At 59.2% G+C, this 21,432-nt stretch carries 17 protein-coding genes and 1 pseudogene; 9 read left to right on the top strand and 9 right to left on the bottom strand.

Annotated features, from left to right (window positions below):
- The first annotated feature begins 145 nt into the window (after positions 1-145).
- The 3 genes from ACSQ9D_RS16530 to ACSQ9D_RS16520 all read left to right on the top strand — a co-directional run bounded on the left by ACSQ9D_RS16530 (position 146) and on the right by ACSQ9D_RS16520 (position 4,271).
- Positions 146-1,315 (top strand): acyltransferase family protein, encoded by a 1,170-nt coding sequence (locus ACSQ9D_RS16530; RefSeq protein ID WP_436283853.1) that lies wholly within the window; start codon positions 146-148, stop codon positions 1,313-1,315.
- Between the two features lie 3 nt (positions 1,316-1,318).
- Positions 1,319-2,422 carry a glycosyltransferase family 2 protein gene (locus tag ACSQ9D_RS16525; RefSeq protein ID WP_436283100.1) on the top strand — a complete coding sequence of 368 codons (1,104 nt, stop codon included), beginning with the start codon at positions 1,319-1,321 and terminating at the stop codon, positions 2,420-2,422.
- A 64-nt stretch (positions 2,423-2,486) separates the two neighbouring features.
- A complete protein-coding gene (locus ACSQ9D_RS16520; RefSeq protein WP_436283099.1) occupies positions 2,487-4,271 on the top strand; it encodes an ABC transporter ATP-binding protein in 1,785 nt (594 codons plus the stop codon).
- 461 nt (positions 4,272-4,732) lie between these two features.
- Here the strand turns inward: ACSQ9D_RS16520 and ACSQ9D_RS16515 are convergent, their stop codons facing one another.
- Complete coding sequence (locus ACSQ9D_RS16515) at positions 4,733-6,682, bottom strand: adenylate/guanylate cyclase domain-containing protein (RefSeq protein WP_436283098.1); 1,950 nt, start codon at positions 6,680-6,682, stop codon at positions 4,733-4,735.
- Positions 6,683-6,684: 2 nt separating this feature from the next.
- On the bottom strand, positions 6,685-7,356 hold the full coding sequence (locus ACSQ9D_RS16510) for a VIT1/CCC1 transporter family protein (protein ID WP_436283097.1): 672 nt from the start codon (positions 7,354-7,356) through the stop codon (positions 6,685-6,687).
- 105 nt (positions 7,357-7,461) lie between these two features.
- Here ACSQ9D_RS16510 and ACSQ9D_RS16505 point away from each other — a divergent pair, with 105 nt between their 5' ends.
- The gene (locus tag ACSQ9D_RS16505; protein WP_436283096.1) at positions 7,462-7,719 is read left to right on the top strand and encodes a hypothetical protein; all 258 of its coding nucleotides are present in this window, start codon (positions 7,462-7,464) and stop codon (positions 7,717-7,719) included.
- Positions 7,720-7,815: 96 nt separating this feature from the next.
- Here ACSQ9D_RS16505 and ACSQ9D_RS16500 read toward each other — a convergent pair whose 3' ends face one another.
- Genes ACSQ9D_RS16500 through ACSQ9D_RS16480 form a run of 5 tightly spaced genes read right to left on the bottom strand, consistent with a single transcriptional unit; the run spans position 7,816 to position 13,063 of the window.
- Complete coding sequence (locus ACSQ9D_RS16500; protein WP_436283095.1) at positions 7,816-8,973, bottom strand: AI-2E family transporter; 1,158 nt, start codon at positions 8,971-8,973, stop codon at positions 7,816-7,818.
- A gap of 54 nt (positions 8,974-9,027) precedes the next feature.
- On the bottom strand, positions 9,028-9,864 hold the full coding sequence (gene ppk2, locus ACSQ9D_RS16495; protein ID WP_436283094.1) for a polyphosphate kinase 2: 837 nt from the start codon (positions 9,862-9,864) through the stop codon (positions 9,028-9,030).
- A gap of 33 nt (positions 9,865-9,897) precedes the next feature.
- A complete protein-coding gene (locus ACSQ9D_RS16490; RefSeq protein ID WP_436283093.1) occupies positions 9,898-11,538 on the bottom strand; it encodes a SulP family inorganic anion transporter in 1,641 nt (546 codons plus the stop codon).
- A gap of 26 nt (positions 11,539-11,564) precedes the next feature.
- Complete coding sequence (locus ACSQ9D_RS16485) at positions 11,565-12,722, bottom strand: HlyD family secretion protein (protein ID WP_436283092.1); 1,158 nt, start codon at positions 12,720-12,722, stop codon at positions 11,565-11,567.
- Positions 12,722-13,063, bottom strand: coding sequence for a DUF3302 domain-containing protein (locus ACSQ9D_RS16480; protein ID WP_072375693.1), 342 nt, complete (start codon positions 13,061-13,063; stop codon positions 12,722-12,724). Before ACSQ9D_RS16480 ends, ACSQ9D_RS16485 begins: the two co-directional genes overlap by 1 nt.
- A 434-nt stretch (positions 13,064-13,497) precedes the next feature.
- On the opposite strand from ACSQ9D_RS16480, the gene ACSQ9D_RS16475 reads away from it, so the two are divergent.
- The 3 genes and pseudogenes from ACSQ9D_RS16475 to ACSQ9D_RS16465 all read left to right on the top strand — a co-directional run bounded on the left by ACSQ9D_RS16475 (position 13,498) and on the right by ACSQ9D_RS16465 (position 16,284).
- Entirely contained in the window at positions 13,498-13,812 is a 315-nt protein-coding gene (locus ACSQ9D_RS16475) for a hypothetical protein (RefSeq protein WP_436283091.1), read from the top strand.
- 38 nt (positions 13,813-13,850) lie between these two features.
- Positions 13,851-15,314 (top strand): annotated as a pseudogene (locus tag ACSQ9D_RS16470) (DUF3300 domain-containing protein).
- A 34-nt stretch (positions 15,315-15,348) separates the two neighbouring features.
- A complete protein-coding gene (locus tag ACSQ9D_RS16465) occupies positions 15,349-16,284 on the top strand; it encodes a DUF2950 family protein (protein WP_436283090.1) in 936 nt (311 codons plus the stop codon).
- 157 nt (positions 16,285-16,441) lie between these two features.
- On the opposite strand, the gene ACSQ9D_RS16460 is transcribed toward ACSQ9D_RS16465, so the two are convergent.
- Positions 16,442-16,906 carry a hypothetical protein gene (locus ACSQ9D_RS16460; RefSeq protein WP_436283089.1) on the bottom strand — a complete coding sequence of 155 codons (465 nt, stop codon included), beginning with the start codon at positions 16,904-16,906 and terminating at the stop codon, positions 16,442-16,444.
- A 102-nt stretch (positions 16,907-17,008) separates the two neighbouring features.
- A complete protein-coding gene (locus ACSQ9D_RS16455; RefSeq protein ID WP_436283088.1) occupies positions 17,009-18,814 on the bottom strand; it encodes a hypothetical protein in 1,806 nt (601 codons plus the stop codon).
- Positions 18,815-19,068: 254 nt separating this feature from the next.
- Here ACSQ9D_RS16455 and ACSQ9D_RS16450 point away from each other — a divergent pair, with 254 nt between their 5' ends.
- Both ACSQ9D_RS16450 and ACSQ9D_RS16445 read left to right on the top strand, forming a co-directional pair.
- On the top strand, positions 19,069-20,067 hold the full coding sequence (locus ACSQ9D_RS16450) for a LacI family DNA-binding transcriptional regulator (protein ID WP_436283087.1): 999 nt from the start codon (positions 19,069-19,071) through the stop codon (positions 20,065-20,067).
- Positions 20,068-20,108: 41 nt separating this feature from the next.
- Positions 20,109-21,401 (top strand): ABC transporter substrate-binding protein, encoded by a 1,293-nt coding sequence (locus ACSQ9D_RS16445; RefSeq protein WP_436283086.1) that lies wholly within the window; start codon positions 20,109-20,111, stop codon positions 21,399-21,401.
- Positions 21,402-21,432 lie beyond the last annotated feature (31 nt).

The following is a 21,432-nucleotide window of genomic DNA, read 5'->3' as shown; positions in this document are numbered from 1 at the left end:
CCGATTGCCCCGAATTTTAAGAAGCGAATTGATACCTCGATCCGATCCATCCGGAACGGAACAAACAGCACAAAAGCAGATCGTAATAAATGTCATTGGGTGTGGGCTCCGACGAGGCGAGCTCCCTAGAGACCAAGGGGGATCCATGCTCCATGCACGAGAACGGCAACTGGACGGACTTCGCACTCTCGCCGTCGCAATGGTCCTGTACCACCATTTCTTCGCGGTCGATGGATCAGTTTTGGGCCATCTCGGCGTACGCCTGTTCTTCGTACTCAGCGGCTTCCTGATAACGCGGCTCCTTTTAGATGCACGTTCCGCTGTCGACTATGAATCGGGCACTGCGCTGAAATCGTTCTATATTCGCCGCGCATTGCGCATATTCCCTCCCTACTTTGCGATGTTGGGCTTCGTTTGGTTTGTAAACCTTGAGGGAGCTCGCGGTAGCCTCAAGTGGCACGCGCTTTATCTCTCGAACTTTTGGTATGCCCTCCACAATGAATGGACGCCCTGGGTGTTGTGCCACGCGTGGAGCTTGAGCATTGAGGAACAGTTTTATATTGTCTGGCCATTGATGATCCTGCTGGCTCCCCGCCGCTTCATTGGACCGATTTGCGTCGCGGTCATCGCATTCTCGCTTGCGTATCGCTTCTACTGGCCGTTCACAGGCACACCCGCCCTTGCGCGTGACCTTCTTCCTCCGGCGTCGCTGGATGCACTCGTAGCCGGCGCCCTTCTCGCCGTCCATCGAAGCAGGACGGAGGTTTGGCCCCGCTGGATGCGGGTAAGCGTTGCTCCCTTGACCGCCGGCGCCGTCATTTTCCTGTGGCTGAAAGCAGTGCCAATGACACCAGGGCTTGAATGGCTGACGTGGATCGGTGCGGAAATTTCTCCCATCTTACCCCTCGTCATGCTGGTCGGAGGTTGTTCGTCAGGCTTGCAAGGAGCGTTCGGTCGCTTCCTGGAACTCCCGCCGATCACCGCGATCGGACGCGTAAGTTACGGCGTTTACCTATTCCATCCAGTTGTGCTTTCGCTGATCGTCAAGGCTCAGGCTTGGATCCCGGTCAATGTTTCGGAACAGGGTCCCGGTCGGTTTGTGATTGCGACCGCAGCCACATTGATGCTGGCTTCAATTTCCTGGACGATCTTCGAAAAGCCGCTCAACCAGCTCAAACGCTACTTCCCCTATGTCCGCTCCAAAAGTCAGGCCCACATTCCTTCCTCGATCAGGGCCAGTGAGGCTGACGGACGACCATATGAGGTTTCAGCCTACCGCCCAAGCTATGCCAACCGCGATGAACATGGGATTTAATGGATGCCTGATCCTCTGATCTCGGTCGTGCTGCCTGTTTACAATGGTGAGCCTTACATTGCCGCCGCGCTCGAGAGCATTCTGCGCCAGGACTACGACCGCTTTGAAGTCATTGCGCTTGACGACGGCTCGACCGATCGTTCGCTGGAGGTCCTCCAACTGTGTCGAAAAGCCGACGATCGTATCCGCATCGTATCACGGGAGAACCGCGGACTCATTGCGACGTTGAACGAGGGCATCGCCTTGGCCAGAGGCGACCTTATCGCCAGAATGGACGCAGACGATATTTCCTATCCAACCCGCTTTTCGCGCCAGGTCGCACTCTTTGCCAAGCAGCCTCAGCTCGCGATCAGTGGTACTGGCATTGATCAGCTTCTGGGCAATCGCGTGGTACGCGGCAGGCCAAATCCGATCTATCAGACCGGAGATTGGCACATACTCTCGACGTTCTTTACCATCTTCTTGCACTCGACGGTGATGTACAACCGCAACGTCATCCCTGAAGACATGCTGGTGTATGACGCAGCCTATGTCCATGCCGAGGATTTTGATCTCTTCGGGCGCATTGCCCGACAGTTTCCTGCGGCCATGATCGATGAGAGCCTCGTTGCCTATCGTATTCACCGCGACAGCGTCTCAAGCAGACACAAGCAGCAGATGCGTCAAACGCACCTGAAGATCGTCGCGGAGAACCTCGAACGACAATCTCTTTGCGACGATCCCGATGCTCTTCATGCCATCGGGGCAGCGGTTACGCCGGAGACGGTGTGCCGTGCTGCAAATTGCCTCCTTGCGATAGAAAGGAAAATCGCGGAGCGGGTTGGTCCGACGCGTTCCAGCTATGCGCACGGAAGCTTGTGTTTCTTCTATTTCCTTTATCAACTTATTATTGATGAGCAGCGACCGGAGCTTACGCACGCGTTTTTGACGCTGACCGGAAAGTGGCAGCTCATCCGGCGTCGAGAACGGTATGGACTTCGATCCGCCGCGTATGCGCCGTGGTTATGCCGCTTTTCAGACGGCGCGACCCGGCGACTAGATCTCATGGCGCGCTACTATCAATCGGTGCCAGCTAAAACCGTACAGTCACTTCAAGGGCTCGCATAGTGGCCGGCGAGAACCACCTATTCCCGCGCGCCAGAGCCTGCCACCAGCTAAGGTCACGACAGCCATGCTAGAATTCGTTTCGTCGAGTTTTCGGCTATTGCGTCAGGCGCTCGGGCGGCAGATCTATCTGCTTGCGATTGTCGTCGTTTTAGGATTAAGCACCGCCGTCCTCGAAGGCACGGGGATCGGTCTCATCATTCCGATGCTCGGCATTATCGCCGGCGAGAAGGCCCCCTCGGGAATGGCTGGGCTTTCAGCCCTCTTCCAACAGGTGGGCGCTGACTTGGATGATCGGACAAGGCTTGTTGCGATCGCTGCCGCCATCCTCGGATTGATCACGGTGAAGAATGTGCTGGCGTTCGCCAACGCCGTACTCGCCAATTTCATCTACGGCAGAGCCGGCCACGCCATGCGAAGCTCTCTTGCCGGCCAGCTTTTGACGATTGGATACTCATTTTTTCTCCAGCAGAGCCCGGGGCGCCTGCTCAATATCATCTCCAACGAGTCCTGGCGGGCTTCGGACGCAATACAGACCACCCTTGCAGCGATCGTAAACGCGTCAGCCGCCGTCATTTTGCTCACCTTCCTCTTGCTTCTCTCATGGCAGATGACACTGTGCGTCGCGCTAGGGCTCGGTGTGATCCAGGCTATTCATGCAATCCTCTCTTCCAGCCTGAAAGGTCCGAGCCGCAACGTCACGTCGTTCAACAGTGAACTTGCCTCGAAGATGCTTCATCTCGTACACGCCGGGCGGCTCATCCGCGCGTTCGGACAGGAGCTGCGCGAGAAAGCAATCTTCGATTCCGCTTCAGATGCCGTTCGAAAAGCGGGGTTCGTTCTGCAATCGCGACAAGCGATATTGCCGCCGCTGACAGAGATGCTGCATTCAGCTGTTTTTCTGACAGTCGTCGTCAGCGCCTGGCTTTGGGGCGTGAGTTTTCCGATTATCGTCGCTTTCGTGGTCCTGCTCTATCGGCTGCAACCGCATGTGCGTGCGCTTCAAATGGCGTGGAGTGCGGTGCAAGGCTGGAGCGGTTCTTTGGAGGAGGTCAGATGGCTCTTGGATTCGTCTGACAAGCCAAAGCCACCGGCGGGCGACGAACCCATTCAGAGGCTCCGCCAGCAGATTAGCTTCGACCGTGTGACGTTCAAATATCCGGGCTCTGGCTCGCGACCGCTCGTGCTGCGCACCGCGAGCTTCGACATTCGCCAAGGCCGATCGACGGCAATCATCGGACGATCGGGTGCTGGAAAGACCACGATCGTCAATCTTCTTTGTCGATTTGTGGAGCCCGACGAGGGGGGCATTCTGATCGATGACATCTCGCTCAATCAAATCGATCCTCTCCAGTGGCGAAGACAAATTGCGCTCGCCAGCCAGGACCTCGAGCTGATTGATGGTACGATCCTGGAAAACATCACCTATGGACACAACGTTTCGTTTGCCGAGGCTGAAAACGCTGCCAAGCTTGCAGAGGCGCACGAGTTCATCGAGAAACTGCCTGACGGATATGAGACCGTCGTCGGTTACAGGGGAGCTACCGTTTCGGCAGGTCAGCGGCAGAGGATCGCACTTGCAAGGGCGCTCGTGCGAGATCCGGAAATCCTCATCTTGGACGAGGCCACGAACGCCATGGACGGATTGTCGGAAGCTGCGATCGTCGAGACCTTGAAATCAAGGGCCGGTCGTCGCACGACAATCGTCATCAGCCATCACCGCAGTACCATTTCGTTCTGCGACGAAGTCGTAATACTTCATGACGGCAGCGTCAGGAATCAGACCTCTTTTGCCGAGGTCGCAACACTCAGCATGGATCAGCTCTACGAGCATGAAACGCTTTCTCCCTAGGTGAGATCGAGGGATCTCTCGGCGGCGACACCATTCGTGTCCATATCGCACGTCGGTCTTCGCTGGTCGCCGCTTTATTTTGCCTGGCGAGCCCTGCTCTCACGCCAGATCAGGTAGAGGACACCTCAGACGTATCCAACTTGCATCACGACGGCGCAAATGATGCCGTAGAAGAGTGTCGTAGTGACATTTCGATAGTGGATGTAGCAGAGAACGCAGAACGCGGCGGTCGCCAGAAGCATTTTGACGTAGACCGCTGGCGCTCGCATCATTGCTGTGAAGCGGCTCAGTGGAGTCGTTCTATCTGTCGAACCATCCTCCAATCTCAGCCTCGATTGATGGAGGTCCTCGCCATCGAAGCAGCTCTATAAAGCCGCGCAAGTCGTCGCGTTCCCGAGGAAGTCGAAGCGCATTCCAGGATTTGCCGTTGCCCCCCGGCTTCGACGGGCAATAAAGGCATGTCACCCCCGAAGCTCGTAAAGCTCCGTCTGCCCTGTTCGGCCTCTGACGCTGACGGTTCCGATGGAGATGAAATTGAAGCTCTCTTCAACCGCGTCGCGGATCGCGCTGCTGACCAGGATCGACGTTCCATAGTCACGGTTCAGGCCCTCTAGCCGCGAGGCGATGTTTACCGTGTCTCCGATGGCGGTATATTGGCGGCGGGTCTCGGCGCCGACGCTCCCGACAACGGCCGGGCCGGTGTGAAGGCCGAAGCGGGTGATGAGTTCGGGGCGACCGGCGGCATGACTATCCGCGTTCATCGCGTCGACGGCCGCCTTCACCGACAAGGCACAGCGGCAGGCGTTTTCGACATGTCGCTCGTCGTGAACGGGTGCGTTCCACATCGCGAAAATGGAGTCTCCGATGTATTGGACGATGGTGCCGCCGTGGCGCTCGACGATCATGTTGAGGGTTTCGAAATAGGTGGAGAGCAGGGCGACGACCTCTTCGGGCGAATGCCGCTCGGAAATAGTCGTGAACTCGCGGATGTCGGTGAAGAGAACGGTGATCTCCTGCCTGGAGGCAGAGCCTATGGCCGACTGGCCGGCGATGACGATCCTGCGCACGAGTTCGCGCGGCACGTAGAGCGAGAACGTCCGGATGGCATCGCGGGCCGAGCCCAGCGCCTTCGCGAGCGCGTTGACCTCGGATATCCAGGAGCGTGAGACCCGGCTCTGCTTGAATTCCAGATTGCCCAATTGCCTTGCCTCGTCGGCCAATGCATAGAGCGACCGGCTGATCAATCGAGAGATAATGATCGCGGCAATCGCGCCTGCTGCCAGGAAGGCAGCGGCGGCGGCAAGGTTGCGCCTCAGCGTGCGCTCGACAGGCCCGATGAGCTCGTCCAGTGGTGCGGCGATGATGACCGTATAGTCTTTCAGCAAACCGGCTATTTCCGCATGGAAGCTTTGAGCGAGGTACCCGCGGCCATTCACCGCAAAGCGGACGACCTCGCCATCCGGCACGCGACTGTCTTGTGCCAAGTTCGTGACCGCTGGAATGGCGGGATCTGCGTCTACCGCGTCTGCGGCCGACAGCACCATCCCACGGCGGATGCGGTCGCGCAGTTTCGTCATGACTGCCGGGTCGGAATGTACGATCAGGCGGCCTGTGTTGTCGAACACATAGCCATGCGCCTGTTTCGAGACCGTGCCGATATCGACAACCTCCCCCAGGCTCACAAGCATCACATCGGCGCCGATCACGACTCGATCCTGCCCGACGGCGGGCGTAGCGAACGTCAGCGTGAGGTAGTTGGTCGCGGCTGAGATGTAGGGGCCGACCGAGGTCGTCCGTCCCTCGGAGAGCGCAGCTTGGTACCAAGGCCGAAAGCGTGGATCGAAGACATCGTCGCGGTCGGCGCGCCGAGTGAGGGGGCGAGTGTCCTTATCGAAGAAGGTCCACGTCGTCACTGGAATGCCGATGACCTTGGTGATCGTGCGAACGGCGAATGCGGCTCCGGAAGGGGTGTTCAAGGTGTCGCGCCAGGCGGAATTTGTGCCAATGCTGATGGCTTGTACGTAGGTCCCATCCGCATAACCGGCATAGATTCCGTCGATGCGGAAAGACGACTTCAGTAGCCGCAGCAGGAGATTGTGCTTCGCCAGCAGGTCCTGGGGAGGCGGCGTAAGCATTTGCGGGACCGCAGAGGTCGTCTCGATCGCGGCATAGCCGCCGCTGAAGACATTGCGGTAGTCCTCGATGGTGCGCAAGCCGAGCTGGCGCATCTGTGCTTCGCCGGCAGAAAGGGCAGTCACCTTGCCTTGGGTATATGCCATCCACACGAGCGGCAGCGCCGTGCAGGCCAATAGCCCGACAATGATGACGCTAAGATGCAATCGCAGGGGAAATGCCCAGTCCGATGGCCGCGTGGTTTCCGTCGCGGGCGATGGCGTGGCGCGATGTTCCATACCTAACCCCCAAGAGCGATTGCAATGCCGACCAGCACAAGGCCGAGGCAAGTCATCGTTATACCTGCATTGAGCGGTTTCGCGTCGGAAAAGCGCGCCCAGGCACAACCCGTCAGGAAGAGAAGGGCAATCAGCAGAAAATTGCTGGCTCGGAGCGCAAGGTCGGCGCTGCCGATCATGATGAAAGGAATGACTGCGGGAAGCGATGTCGCCGATACCAGGAGAAAAACGATGAACGCGGCGAGAAGGTCATCCCTAGACAGGCGAAACTTGGCAGGGCTTCCGTGTCGCGCGAGGCCGAGCATGGCTTGGTAGAGGGCCTCTTCATCTGCTGCCGCGGAAACAAATGATTCGCTGTCGATGGGGAATTCCTTCCTGAGCACTGACATGGCCTCCCGCTCGCTCTTGGCCGCCTTGATCCGTCGGAAGAGGCGCACGCGCCGGCTCTTGTAAAATAGAGTGCCGAGGACAAACAGCACGGCATCGATGATGCCCCATGCCACGTTGCAGCCAATGGTGCCGACGATCAGTTCCCGAACGTCAAGGCCTTCTTCGGAGAAGATCAGCCGCGACCCGACGGTGAAGGTCAGCGCCATGATCAGCCCGAAGAGGATTTCACCGAGGGCATCGCCCGGGTCAATTACGTCGGTGATGTGGAGCTTGCTGGATTCCATGAAATGCCTGCTCCTTTGTGGCAGCTGAATTTCACAAATGGAACGATCCACCGCTTCATTGCATACTGGAAATTCTAAAATACGATTGGAGGCCGGAGGCAATCGATGAGTAAAGAGCGCGGGCGCAAGCAACTGATGCTGAAGGTTCCAGAGGTTCGTCACTTCCTTGCTTCCCCGGCAAACGAGACATTGGGCGATCTTTTCGAATCGTATGATCTGGCGGTCTCTGCGCTTGAACGCTTCCGTGCGGCAAGCCCGGCTGATGAGCCGCGGATTCTCGAGTACGAGCGGCTCTGCCGTGACATCGAGCAGGAAGTGAGGGTGTACTGTAATGGGGGATTCGGGAGGCAGGCGCGTTCCTGACATGCTGCGATAGCCTTCATTGCCAAAGGCCGCGCCATTTTGAGAGTGCTTCGTGATGGCTGACGCGAAATGCGTGATGTCGAACTCCTCTAAAGATCAGCGTGGCTCGACGCCTTTCACATTCTTGTCCTTGTCGTCGAGCGGCAGGGTGGCCGCCATTCGCTCGGCCGACGCGGAGGGCCAAGCCCAGGCTCGCAGCAGCTCGTAAAAGACGCTAAGGACGATCGGTCCCAGAAACAGGCCGAGCAGGCCATGCGAGAGGGTTCCGCCGATGACACCGATGAGGATCACGGGCATCGGGGTCGATAGTCCTCGGGACATCAAAATCGGCTTCAACACATTGTCCGCGACCGTGATCGGGATCGCCACGACAGTAAAGGCAAATGCCATCGATGTCGGCCAGGAGAACCATGCCCAGACGATGACCGGGACAAGAACAAGGCCCGGGCCTAGCTGCATCAAGCAGAGGACAAACACAAGGAAAGTCAGGGCTCCGCGTGCCGGAATGCCGAAGAAGGCGAAACACAAACCGCAAAGGAGCGTCTGAAGAAAGGCCACGCCGATGACGCCGCGCGAGACGTTGCGAACCGTTGATCCCGCCAGCCGCGCAAAGCCGACACCCCTCTCTCCGCCGATGCGGCTTGCCAATACCTGGATGGTTGCCGCAAGACGAGGAGACATGGTGAGGACGATTCCGGAAAGAATGACCGACGCGACGAAGCTCAATACGCCGCCTCCGATCGATGCAAGCTTGGCGATGATGACGCCCATGACCTCGCGAAGAGGTGCCTGGAATTTCATGATCGTCGCAGCGAGGTTGCTTGCGACCTGGTTCCAGCCGGCGTAAAGGCGCTCGCCGACCACAGGCCAACCACGTATCGCTTCCGGCGCCGCGGGCAGCGTGAAGCTGTCAGTCTTCAACTGACCGACGAGTGCCTGGACTGCATCGGCAAAATTGACAGCGACAAGCGCCAATGGTGCGATGATGAGCACAAGGCATGCCATGACAATAACGGTGGCCGAAAGCACTGGTCGATTTCCCAGCAGCCTGGACAGCGCGTCGAACATTGGAAAGAGCGCCACCGCAAGGATCGCGGACCAGATGACGATCAGCGCGAACGGCGCAATCAGCTGCAGGCTCCAATAGGCAAACAGCCCAATGATGCCGATCCGCACCAGGTCGCTGACCCGTGCCTCTATGGAAATCTGCGCGGGACTGGCTTCCGTTGCGTTCCCGCTCGTTGGTTGCTCCATTGCAGTATGCCTATCCCACGGCTTTCCATAGGTGGTGCCCGAACGGATCAGGCCCTATCTCGTCGTCTCCGGCACGACGTTTCTGACGCTCTGATCCTCGATGTAGCCCGATGGCCGCTTCTGCCGTTTGCCGAGGTCCGGTGCCTCGAACTTCACGCGCTGGTAGGGGATCGACTGCAGGATATGCGAGATGCAGTTTATCCGGCCGCGCTCCTTGTCATCGGAAGGCACGATCCACCACGGTGCGTGGTTGCTGTCCGTCATCCGCAGCATCTCGTCATAGGCCCGTGTGTAGTCCCACCAGCGTTGGTACGACTCGACGTCCATGGGGCTGAGTTTCCGCTGCCTGACCGGGTCATCGATGCGGCGCTTGAAGCGGCGCTCCTGCTCTTCCTCGCTGACGGTCAGGAAGTACTTCAGCAGAACGACGCCGCTTTCGACGATTGCCGCCTCGAAGCGGGGCGCGAGTTCGAGGAAGCGCTGGGCCTTCTTCTCGCTGGCGAAGCCCATGACGCGGTCGACCCCCGCCCTGTTGTACCAGCTGCGGTCGAAGATCACGATCTCGCCCGCTGCCGGCAAATACGCAATGTAGCGCTGCATGTAGATCTGGGATTTTTCGCGATCGGTCGGTGCGGGCAAGGCGACGACGCGGAACACGCGTGGACTGACCTTCTCCGTTATCCTCTTGATCATGCCGCCCTTGCCGGCGGCGTCGCGGCCTTCGAAGATGATGACAATCCGGGCGCCAGATTTCTTAACCCATGCCTGCAGATGAGCCAGTTCGATCTGCAGTCGTCTGATTTCTTTGTTGTAGTCCCACGATTTTGTCTTCTTCTGCTTTCCCTTGCGTTCCGTTGGCGTCTCTTGCTTGGCGTCATATACCTCGTCCATCGTTCCCTCCATCGGTTTGATGTCGCCCGGCATTCACGACCCTGCGGCGTTGCCCAAGAGCGCGCGCAGCGCCTCTTCCCGGCCGTTGAAAAGGTTGTGAGCGCCGATCGCCTTGATGACGCCAGCGCGCTCGAGAATGCCCCGGCTTTCCTCGCTGAGGTCGGTAATCGCAAAGACGATGTCTCGCTTTGCCAGGGTATCCGCCACGGCGTCGAGTGCGGCCGCGCCGGTGCTGTCGATATGTGTGATGGCGCTCGCATCCAGCACAAGACACTTGGTTGCGGGGGCGAGCTCCCTAGCGACTGCTGTCAGCCGCATGCGTACATAATCGGCGTTGTAAAACAGAACATTGCCCTGGATCGCGAAGACAGCAGCGCCCTCGATGGGCCGAGCTTCTGGAAAGCGGGCAAGGTCGAAGAAGCCGTGCCGCCCTTCGATGTGGCCGAGAAGGCCGTCGCGCGGAAACATCGTCTTGCGCAACAGGTAGACGAAGGTTGCGGCAACGGCGACGACCACGCCGTTGAGAACGCCGAAGCTGATTGCGCCCCACATGGCGATCAGTGCAAAGACGAACTCCATGTGACTGATGCGCCAGATCTTCTTGAGTTCTTGAACGTCGATAAGGCTGATGGCCGCTGTTGCAAGGATCGCAGCGAGGGCAGGGATCGGAAGGATCCGCAGGGCGCTATGAAGGAACACAAGAGCAGCAATCAGCGTGGCGGCCGAAACCAGCCCTGCGGCCTGGGAGACGCCACCGGTCGACAGGTTTATTGCGGTTCTGGAATCTGACACGCTGATCGGAAAGGAGCCGAAGAGTCCGGGCGCGATGTTGGCAGCGCCGAGACCAATCAGCTCCTGGTTCGCGTCGACCTCTTCACCGGTGCGGGAGCCGAAGCTGCGTGCCGCGACGATGCCGGCGCCGAAGCACACGAGAAACACGGCCGCCGAGCCGAGCACGATCTTGTCCAGCGGCATCTGATGGAACGCCGGCAAGGATAGGCTCGGGAAGCCGCTTGGAATATCGCCAACAACGGCAATGCCGAGCCCCCGGAAGTCGAAGGCCGCCGAGAGAATAACGGAGACAACGACCACGAGAACAGGACCCGGGACCTTGAGGTTGAATGCCCTGACGATCCACAGCAACGCAAACATGGAGAGGCCGAAGAGGAACGACGGCCAGTGGATCAATGCGCTCTTGCCGAGAATTTCGAAGACCGGCGCAAGCAGCCCTTCGGACTCGATCTTCACGCCTGTGAAGCGGCTGATCTGCCCGACGAGGATGGAAAGCGACACGCCGGCAAAGAAGCCCACAAGGATCGGACGCGACAGAAAGCTTGCTAGCACCCCGAGCCGCAGAAGTTTTGCCGCGATGCAGAACACGCCAACGCCAAGGGCGAGCGCCGAGGCGATGGCAACCCTGTCGACATTGGCAGCGGCAGGCTCGGCCGCGATGATGGCGGCCATCGCAGCCGCGAGCACGGTCATCGTGGCGGCATCGGGGCCGACGATCAGGAGCCGTGATGGGCCGAAGATTGCGTAGGCGATCGGAGCAACGATGCTGGCATAGATGCCGGTTTCCGGCGGCAGGCCGGCTATCGCGGGATAGGCGATGGCGCTCGGTAAGCCCACTCTCCTGAATCTCGATCTCCGAGCTTGTCCGGCCGGCGCACCCAAGCGACGACCGGAAGGTTGATGCGTTTTCAGTGTTCCAGGAAGACGTAGTTCATCCAGCTGCTCATCCGCAGCAGGACCTTCCGCAAGACAGCGACGTGGTGCCAGTGATGTGTGTAGACAGCGACCTCGGCGACCACGCCACCGGGCAGCTGATAGTCGTCCGTGTTTTCCAGCAGCTCGATGCGCGCCAGCGTCTGCCCCGGCGATAGCCGCTCGGGGGATTGCGGATCGATCAACGCCCCGCTCGGCTGCAACTGGCCCTGCGCCATGACATCGATGACTTCCTTGACGCGCGCCTTGAAGATCTTGCCGGGCACCGCCTTGAAGGCTACCTCGGCCTCGTCGCCGGCCCGCACGCGCTGCAGCGAATTCTGAATGAAGGCTGCTGCCAGCTCCCGATCCTCGCTGTTGATGAAGACCATCACCGGCCGCAAGGGAAGCGGGTTCGCCATCATGCCGGGGCGGAGGAACACTTGCGTCACGTAGCCATCGCTCGGCGCACGGACCGTTGTCTGGTCGAGGTCGTACTCGGCGTTTTTCAATTCGGCCTGCAGCCGTGCCACTGTGGGATTGGTGCCGTTGATCTCGGACTCATAGGCAAGCTTTGCCTGCATCGCCTGCGCGCGAGCTGTGTCGACGGCGGCCTCTGCCGTCAGGTAGATTCCACGCCGGTTCTCGACTTCCAGTTCCGAGAAGACGGCTGCCCCACCCTTCGACTTTGAGTTCTCGTTCGATTGCTGGAACTTCTCAAAGGCCTGCAGCGAGCGATCCCTTGAAGCTTCCGCACCTGACACTGCCGAGTTGGCGGCGTCGAGAGCAGCCTTAAGCTGCAAGACGCTTTGCTCGGCTTCGGCAAGAGCCGCCTTCTTCTGATCGACGGTGTACTGATAGGGACGGGGATCGATCCGGAAGAGAACATCGCCCTTTTTCAGCGGGGTATTGGCGGCAACAGGCACTTCCACGACCTGACCGCCCACGACCGGGATGACGGGAGCCGACGTAAAGTAAATGCGTCCATCGCTGGAGTAGGGGTGGTTGTAGCTCATCAGCAGCAGAAGGCTGGAGATAAGAAAGATTCCACCGAGGACGGCCGTTGCAAGTGTCCACTGGTTCACCGGAATGCGGAAGATCTTGAAGACCACCCAGCAGATTGCGGTATAGGTGAGGACGAGTAGCAGATCCATCAGGCGTTCTCCTTCTCCGGCGACTGTGCCTCGAGGTCTGCGATCCGCGCGTGGAGACGGGCAATTTCGGCATTGGCTTCAGCCTCGGCCGACAGCTTGCCGTCTGGCCGGATGCCCCAGCCGCGATCCTCGCGATAAAGGGTGGCCCAGATGAACAGGAAGGGCCAGATGGCGTGCAGCGTAAACAGGCTGACCCATCCAGCAACATGGATGGCGTCTTGGTGCGGATGGTTCCTGGCCTTGGCGATGAGATGCGGGATGTCATGGATCGCGATCACTGCGTAAAACAGAGTGACCACGACAAAGATCAACACGCCCAGTGCAAAATAGTCGAGAAACACGGTCACTCCTTTTCGGCCGTTCACCGAACCGTCCGGTCGTAGTCGAGATAAATAGTAGACCGGCCCGGCCTCGAACGCCCGTAGCATCACGTAATATCTATCCAGCGTGGTGCAGCTCGACAGTCACTTCGGATTTTGGAGATGAAGGGCGGCCATCCGCGACAGCGCACGTGTCACGCCGCAATGGCAATTGCCGGAGATTTCATCGCTATCGGGATTGGCGGATGGTCTGACCGGCTTGCCGGCGGCTGAGGCATTCCCGGATACCGACGAACTTCACGCACTGGCAAGGCGGAAGCGTATGCGACGGCAGGCCGACACCTACCCCATTCGGCGCGGTCACGCGTAAGTTCGCGTATGTTACGTCTGCAACCTAAGTAGCTGTAATACAATACTTCAATCTGCTTGACGCGAATATGACAGCGGGGGGCGGCATGACGTCGGGAGAAAGCAATTCGACACACTTGTCTGCCCTGGAGATTGCCGAGGCGCAGTTTCCTGCCCAGGCCGGGAGGGTACGGCAGCTTTTCCAGACGAACGAAACATTCCGCAGCATGTGTGAAGACCTGGCTGCCGCCGTCGAGGCCTTGGCGCATGTCGAGCGTCTTCCGGACAATGTCAGAGAAACGCGACGGCAGGAGTATGCAAGCCTCGTCGATGCGCTCGTCGCTGAAATCGGCGATGCGCTTTCCCAATCGAACGTCGTCATGCTCAGGCGGTGGGGCGAGACAAAGCCCAAGCCGCAGTGAGCATTCAGCCAGGCCATTTGCAAGGAGATCGGTGCATGATGAAAGCAAGATCCTTGAGGCTGCTTGCGGGGCTCTCGGCCCTGGCAGTCATTTCCATGCATCCGGGGCTAGCGGCATATTCACAGACCGCGACCCCCACACCGAAGCCTGCGTCGACCGAGAGCACGGAGCCGACGTAGCCAGAAACGGATTTACTCTCCGAGGATGAACTCGAGGTACTCGTCGCCCGCATCGCGCTCTATCCGGACGAGCTCGTGGCCGCGATCTCGGCAGCATCGCTGTTTCCCCTGCAGGTCGTGGAGGCTCAGCGCTTCCTGGAGGCCAAGAAGAAAGACGCCAATCTCAAGCCGAAGGACGACTGGGACGGAAGTGTTATATCGCTCCTGAACTATCCAGATATCGTCAAGATGATGAGCGACGATCTCGATTGGACCCAGGCGCTCGCTGACGCATTGAACAACCAGCAAAAGGACGTGCTGATCGCCATCCAGCAGCTTCGCGACGAAGCCGTGGCGAAGAACATCATCAAGACAGACGACAAGGTCACGGTTGTCACGGAGAACGAGAACGTCGTCATTCGACCGACCGATCCGGAGAAGGTCTATATCCCGCAATACCCTCCTGAGATGCTCTACGAACCGGGCTATGCGGTGGAACCGATCTCCTACTATCCCGACTACTACGACAACTACTATTATCCAGGAGCCGGGTTCTTCGCAGCCGCGGTGACCGGCGTCGCGTGGGCGGCCATCGTCAACTGGGACGATTGGGGCGTTTGGGGCGGCAATTGGGACGGCGACCTCGATGTCGACTGCAACAACTGCTTCAACGACCGGAACTTCAACGGCAAGGTCAAATGGAACGACATCGACTGGACCAAGGTGGACCGGAGCAAGCTGAATATCGGAAAGGATCAGTTCGCCAATATCGATCGCTCGGCCATCAAGTCCAGCCTGCAATCCGACAACCGCAACCAGCTCAAGAACAAGGTCAGCGACCGGCAGGCAAACCGCGGGCCGGGAGCCAGGGACGTCGGCGCCCGTGCCGACGACATCCGCAAGGGCACGGTCGAAGGCTTGAAGGCAAATCCGAGAGCGAACACCAGAGACGCTGCGGCGAACCGCCCGGGGGCATCGCGTCCGGATGCCCGACCAGGCAACGTAGCCAACCGCGCGGATGCGCGTCCAGGCAATGCGGCCAATCGCCCAGGTAATGTGGCAAACCGCCCATCAAAGCCGGCTGCGAAAGTCAACAAGAAGCCAAGCGCACCGAAGATGGCGGCGCGATCCGACAATCGTCCGCGCCAACCCAGCGCCCTCGGCAATGTGCAATCCGGCCGGCGTGAGGCGGTGGCTTCCAAGCGAGGCGGACAGAGCATGGGAGGCGGGCAACGCGGTGGCCCCCGTCCCTCCGTCCAACGCTCGCGCCCAATACCGCACGGAGGCGGTGGCCGCGGCGGTGGTCGAGGCGGTGGCGGTCGTGGTGGTGGCGGTCGGCGGTAGTGTTTCCAGCTTCTCGGATTTCCGGAGATAAACCATGAGACTACAGTTGAGATTAATCCCGCTGCTGCTCGGAACGGCTCTATCCCTGGCGTCGGCAGCTCCGTTGATGTCGCAGATGCAGACGGACCTTTCGGAGTTCGAAGCTGGCGCCCCACCATCGTTCGACGATCCATCGGCGGCGCTTGATCGGCTCAAGACCGTCTTGAGCGCCAACGACGTCGATGGCTTGGCAAGCCTTCTCGGTCTGAACGCGGCAAAGCTGCGATCCAGCAACGAGGCGATGATAAGCTACGGCATGATCCGCGAGGGTGCCGCGCGGCAGTTGCAATTGCAGGACGTCGAAGATCGCAAGGTCGTCCTAGTCGGAGACGTCCTGTGGCCCCTGCCTTTCCCCCTATCCAAGAACAAGGACGGCAAATGGGCATTCGATACGGAAGTCGGGCTGCAGGAGATCGTTAACCGCAGGGTCGGCCAAAACGAGCTTGCAACGATCCGCACGATGCACGACTACGTCAACGCCCAGTACCAATATGCTCAATTCGACGAGGATGAGGATGGCGTCTACGAGTTCGCTCAGCGGCTGATCAGCAGCTCCGGCAAGCGGGATGGCTTGTATTGGGAGCCCGGCTTGTTCGATGAGGAGAGCCCGGCCGGGCATCTGATAGAGACGGCGGCTTTCGGCAAGGCCAAGCGCGGCGAAGGGTATTATGGATATCGCTATCGTATCTTGACCGCCCAGGGTTCCAACGTCATTGGCGGCAAGCAGAGCTACATCGTCAATGGCAACATGACAGCCGGATTTGCCTTGATTGCGTGGCCGGTGACGTATCGCGTGACCGGGGTTCAGACGTTCATCGTCAACGGCGCGAACATCGTTTATCAGCGGGATCTGGGCCCCGAGACGGAGCAGCGGGTCTCAACAATCAAGGAATTTAACCCGGACGATAACTGGACGATCGTGCCCGACTAGCCCAAGCCATTCGCAGAACAGGCGGACGCGTCGCGGGAACGCTTGGCCTTTAGAGGTTCGAGCATCGTTGTTCGTCAGCGACTTTTCCTGCCGACAGGCCGCAGGAGCCTTATTCGCGCTCACCGCGCAAACCTGTCGGGGGTCTATCCCGTCCGATCTAGTCGACGGGCGGCTCCCAGGTCAGGAAGAAGCCGACGTCGCCGGGGATGCCGCCCGGGAAATTGATAATCGCCGCTTTCAGGCCGTAACCCTGGGGTTTCGCGACCGTTTCAAATAGATCGTAGAGTTCCTTTGCCTTGCCCTGTAGGCTATTTTGCCAACCGGGCAGGTTGTTGTTGATGCCGCGACCGCTGTCCGAGCAGAGGTTGGACGGGAAGCTATAGACCATCGCTTCGTATTTCCCGTCCGCAGCCGCCTTCATCACCAGACGTTTGATGACTGCGCGTTCTGTCTCGCCGATATGCTTCTGGAAAAAATCCTCGACGAACTCTGCATGCTTCGTCGCCTCGCGGGCCTTTATCTTCTCGTCGCGTTCCATCTCCGCGAGCTGAAGTTCAAGTGCACGCTTGCGCAGCTCTTCGGCACTGGTCATCGACTGAGGGGTCGTCTCGCTTGCAGTCATCGCCATGTCCTCCAAAGTTTTCCAAAGGATAAGGTGAGTAGGGGCGTTAAGGCAGTAAAATACGCGTCGGATGAGGTAGCATACGGTATGCTACGTCGCGAACTACTGGCTGCCGATCATGCCATCGCCAGGAGGGATCGCGACGCCGGAGGCCCGCAAGCCGTCAAGGAAGTGCTCCTGGTCTTGCGGACGGTGGAGACGTAGCGCCACTTCCTTGCGGATGTCCTCCATAAGCACCGGGGCATTCATCCGGAGCCAGTCCTGTTCGCTGCGCGCTTCATCAAGCTTGCCTGACGCGCCGAGGATGGCCAGCAGAACGAGATGGTGCATGGGATTGTATTTCAAATCGGCCATGCGGGCCCAAAGCTCAGCTGCCTGATTGTCTCCCCTCATATAGGCACACAACGCCATTCCGACCTCGTAGTATCCCCTTGGGCCGGGATTTCTGCTGATCGCGCCGGAGATCAATTCGCAGCCGGTGTCCCACTTTCCAGACATCGCAAGACGGAAGCCATATTCGCCCGCAACCTCCGTATCATTGGGGTTGATTGCGTAGGCGGCAGCTCCCGCTCTCAGCGCAGCGTCCACGTCGTTGCTGAAGAAGCTGGCGAGCATCAGCGCCTGCAATGCACGTGCGTTCTGGGGGTCAAGATCCACCGCCCGTTTGGCTGCGTCCGCCGCGAGCTCCAATGGCCGTGGCGACGACTGGGCTCTGAGCTGGTATTGGAACCTCACCTCATCGAGATAGATCAGCGACAGCAAAGCCCAATAGGTAGAATTAGTTGGAAGCCGTCTGATTGCCTGCTTCAGACAATCTCTTACCGCGGTATGCATCCGCGGATCGAGCTCGGCGCGATATGCGTAGTAAGACAGCGCACATGAATAAGCTTCCCAATCGCCGCTATCCGGCTTTCCGACCTTGCTGACGTAAGGCTGAAAAGCGATACCGTATGGTTGGGCAATGGTCGTGGCAATACGTTGCGCAACGTCGGTCTCCACCTCAAGCAGGTTACGCTCGCGGAGGTCCGCATCATAATCGTCTGCCCAGATGACGGCACCGTCCGCGCGGCGGATCAGCCGCGCGATCAGCCGCATTTTATCCGCTTCGAGCCGAACGCTTCCCTGCAGTGCAAACCATGGTTCTTCCGCCTGGGATCCCTGCTGTGTTCGGGGGGCAATCACGACGATCTCCCTGAACTTCGTGAGTTGTCCGACAACTTCATCCGTCAGCCCTTGTGCGATATCTGCCGAGGCAGCCTTGCCGGGAACGTTCTGGAACGGCTCGACCATGATCCTGGGCTGAGTGCCGTCGCTCGAAACAGCAGATGAGGACAGGGGCGGTGGAGCGGTAAGGGAAAGCCGCGGCGCATGAAGGAAGCCTATGACCCCAACAATTGCCGTGGACACCGCTGTGGCATACCAGATCCAGCGCCGGTAGCGTGTAGGAGGGGATCGCACAGGTGCCGGCGCCGGTTCCGTCGGATCCCGTTCCAGAGGCGTGCTCGGGGCCGATACCACTTGAGCGGTGGGCTCGCAGGCACCTTCGGCGTAGCCGAAGGATGGCACATACCCGCCTTTTGGTATCGTAACAACGATGCTGTCGGCGTGGCCGGCAACCAAGTAGTAGCGTTCGAGCGCCCTGCGGATCCGGCCTGCCTCGATCCGCACAACCGGATCGTTTTGAGCGTCGAAGGACGTGTCTCTCGCGAATACCTCTTGCGCAATCGTGTAGGCCTTCAGGTAGTCCGCACGGCCTGAAAGTGTCTCCTCCACAATGAATTCGAGAAATCGCCGGCCCCGGTCGGGAGCGTGAAACTCGCCACTGGAGAGGATGCGCTCGATTTGATCACGTATTTCATTGACTGTGGGATTGGCAGTCCCATCCCTGCTCGCTCGGGAACTTTGCATTGCAGGCGCCCTCAGACTGTTCCTATGGCTCAGTTTTATCGGCGTTTTCCGTATATATTAAATCTGCTAATTCAGTGGGTTGCAATATAATTGTTTGATCTCCCGTAAGGAGGCTGATTTTGCATTTGCGGCGCAAGGCCTCTCATCTGTAAACAGACGAGCTTGACCAGATCGCACAAGTCAAAATTCCTTCACGCTTGACAAAGCGCATTGGATTATTTTATTGGGTAAACGATAACCCAAGGGAGGAAGACTTGGCGGCGTCGCTTTCAGACATAGCGGACCGGGCGGGGGTCTCGATCAAGACCGTCTCCGGCGCGCTGCATGGCGGAACCGCCCGTATGTCGCAAGAGACGCGCTCGAGGATCAAGCAGATCGCCGAGGAACTCGGCTACGTCACCAACCTCGCTGCCAGAGGCGTTCGGCAGGGTTGGTTGCCGCTGATCGGCGTCGTTGCCGACGAGCTTATCACCTCACCCTTTGCGACGGAGATCATCCGCGGCCTCGATGGTGCCGCACGGACCGCGCAGATGGCCGTCTTTGCGATGAACCTCAACGGCACCCGCGACGTCGCTTCGGTTCTGGAGGAGGTGCGCCGCTTTCGTCCTCGCGCCATCGCCTATGCGGCGATGTACCACAAGACCGTCGCCTTGCCGGAAGCGTTGGTCGGAAATGTCGGCATCATGATCAACTGCAGCGAAGCCAACGGTCGGGTAACCTCGCTGGTGCCTGACGAAGAGAGTGCTGCTTTCGAGATTACACGTCACCTGCTCGCCGCCGGGCGTCGCCGCATTGCCTTCATCAATCTTCCGGGCCTTCTCGCCGGGGAATTGCGTGAGCGCGGCTTTCGAAAGGCGCTCGATCAAGCAGGCATTGCGCCGACAGGCGTTGTGCCTGCTGTCCGCCGTCCGATCTACAGCGATCGCGCGCCCAGTCTGGTCGCAACGCATATCGCCGGCCTCATGAACGCGAGCGAGCGTCCGGATGCCATCCTCTGTGGCAACGATCGTGTCGCTATGGAGGTGTATTCGGCGCTAAGGCGCGTGGGAGCGCGCATTCCCGACGACGTCGCGGTCGGCAGTTTCGACAATCAGGTCGAGATCGCCACAAGGCTCGATCCGCCGCTGACAACGATGGCTCTGCCGCATCGCGCCATGGGCCGGCTTGCCGCAGAGATATTGCTGAGCGAGGAGACGGTTCCTCCGCAAACGCGAAGGCTTCCATTCCAGCTCATCTCTCGATCTTCCATCTGAAAATCAACCGCAGCATGATTGTCCAAAGGAGGAGAAATAAAATGGGTAAACGTTTACTTTCGGCGCTTCTGGTCTCGACGTCCCTTGCCGTAACCGCCGGCCTGGCGGAGGCCAAGACGGTCATTCACATGATGCATCAGGGCGACCCGGGTTGGGTCAAGACCTATGGCGACGTTGCCAAGCGCTTCGAGGAAGCCAATCCCGATGTTGACGTCGAACTCATCTATGCGCCGCACGATGCCTACAACGAAAAGTTCAGCGCGGCTGTGATGGCCAAGCAGTTGCCCGACATCATGGAACTCGATGCACCGTTTCTCGCCAACTACGTTTGGTCGGGATACCTGCAGCCGATCAAGCCGTTGATCGAGAGGGATATCGTCGACGACATGACGCCTTCGAATGTTGCACAGGGTACCTATCCGATCGACAAGGACCTCTATGCCGTCGGTCTCACCGACTCCTCGGTCGTGCTCTACGGCAACAAAAAATACCTGGAGGCGATCGGCGCACGCATTCCGAAATCCGTCGACGACGCCTGGACGAAAGAGGAATTCGAAGGCTACCTGGAAAAGCTCTCCAAGCTCGACGGTGTCAAATGGCCCATCGATACGTTCCGCGGCTATGGCATCAAGACGGAGTGGATCACCTACGCTTACGGACCACTTCTCGAGTCTGCCGGCTGTGACCTGATCGACCGGACATCGTGGAAGGCAACGGGAACGCTGGACGGCGAGGCTTGCGTCAATGCGCTAACGATGATGCAAACGTGGGTGAAGAACGGTTGGGTCGTTCCGGGCTCGTCGGGCACAAACCAGTTCTATGCCGACGGCAAGCCGGCTGCATTGGCACTCGGCGGTCATTGGTTCTATGCGGAGGCAGCCGCGGCGATGAAGGACGATATCGTCGTCATGCCGCTGCCGAAGCTCGGCACCAAAGGTGTCAGCCCTAACGGGACCTGGATCTGGGGTATCACGAAGTCGTCCGAGCATCCCGACGTTGCCGGCAAGTTCCTGAGCTTCCTTCTGAAGGACAAGGCGTATCGCGAGTTTGCCAAGGAGAACTCCGGCTTCCCCGGACTGAAGAGCTTTGCCGCCGACTCGCCGGTCTACGCTGCGGGTGGCCCGATGGCCGTTGCCTTCGAACAGGCGTCGAAGACCGCCGTCGCTCGCCCGCCGCATCCGGCCTATCCGACGATCACCTCGGCCTTCATGCAGGCCGTCGACAAGATCTTCAATGGTGGTGACGCCAAGGAAGCATTGTCGGAAGCCGCCCAGAAGATCGATGAAGATATCGAGGATAACGCCGGTTACCCGCCGTTCGATGCGCAGCAGTGAGAGGTTTGCCGCCAGGCGGTGCCGGTAAGGC

This window comes from Rhizobium sp. LjRoot258, assembly GCF_964254185.1.
Taxonomy (GTDB): domain Bacteria; phylum Pseudomonadota; class Alphaproteobacteria; order Rhizobiales; family Rhizobiaceae; genus Rhizobium.
Note: the sequence above shows the minus strand (reverse complement) of the source record. Positions and strands in the feature narration are given on the sequence as shown.

Coding starts and splice junctions, on each gene's coding strand:
- ACSQ9D_RS16520 (WP_436283099.1), top strand. CDS start 2,487: ATGCTAGAATTCGTTTCGTCGAGTTTTCGGCTATTGCGTCAGGCGCTC.
- ACSQ9D_RS16510 (WP_436283097.1), bottom strand. CDS start 7,356: ATGGAATCCAGCAAGCTCCACATCACCGACGTAATTGACCCGGGCGAT.
- ACSQ9D_RS16500 (WP_436283095.1), bottom strand. CDS start 8,973: ATGGAGCAACCAACGAGCGGGAACGCAACGGAAGCCAGTCCCGCGCAG.
- ACSQ9D_RS16485 (WP_436283092.1), bottom strand. CDS start 12,722: ATGGATCTGCTACTCGTCCTCACCTATACCGCAATCTGCTGGGTGGTC.
- ACSQ9D_RS16445 (WP_436283086.1), top strand. CDS start 20,109: ATGGGTAAACGTTTACTTTCGGCGCTTCTGGTCTCGACGTCCCTTGCC.
- ACSQ9D_RS16525 (WP_436283100.1), top strand. CDS start 1,319: ATGCCTGATCCTCTGATCTCGGTCGTGCTGCCTGTTTACAATGGTGAG.
- ACSQ9D_RS16505 (WP_436283096.1), top strand. CDS start 7,462: ATGAGTAAAGAGCGCGGGCGCAAGCAACTGATGCTGAAGGTTCCAGAG.
- ACSQ9D_RS16475 (WP_436283091.1), top strand. CDS start 13,498: ATGACGTCGGGAGAAAGCAATTCGACACACTTGTCTGCCCTGGAGATT.
- ppk2 (WP_436283094.1), bottom strand. CDS start 9,864: ATGGACGAGGTATATGACGCCAAGCAAGAGACGCCAACGGAACGCAAG.
- ACSQ9D_RS16455 (WP_436283088.1), bottom strand. CDS start 18,814: ATGCAAAGTTCCCGAGCGAGCAGGGATGGGACTGCCAATCCCACAGTC.
- ACSQ9D_RS16465 (WP_436283090.1), top strand. CDS start 15,349: ATGAGACTACAGTTGAGATTAATCCCGCTGCTGCTCGGAACGGCTCTA.
- ACSQ9D_RS16530 (WP_436283853.1), top strand. CDS start 146: ATGCTCCATGCACGAGAACGGCAACTGGACGGACTTCGCACTCTCGCC.
- ACSQ9D_RS16515 (WP_436283098.1), bottom strand. CDS start 6,682: ATGGAACATCGCGCCACGCCATCGCCCGCGACGGAAACCACGCGGCCA.
- ACSQ9D_RS16460 (WP_436283089.1), bottom strand. CDS start 16,906: ATGACTGCAAGCGAGACGACCCCTCAGTCGATGACCAGTGCCGAAGAG.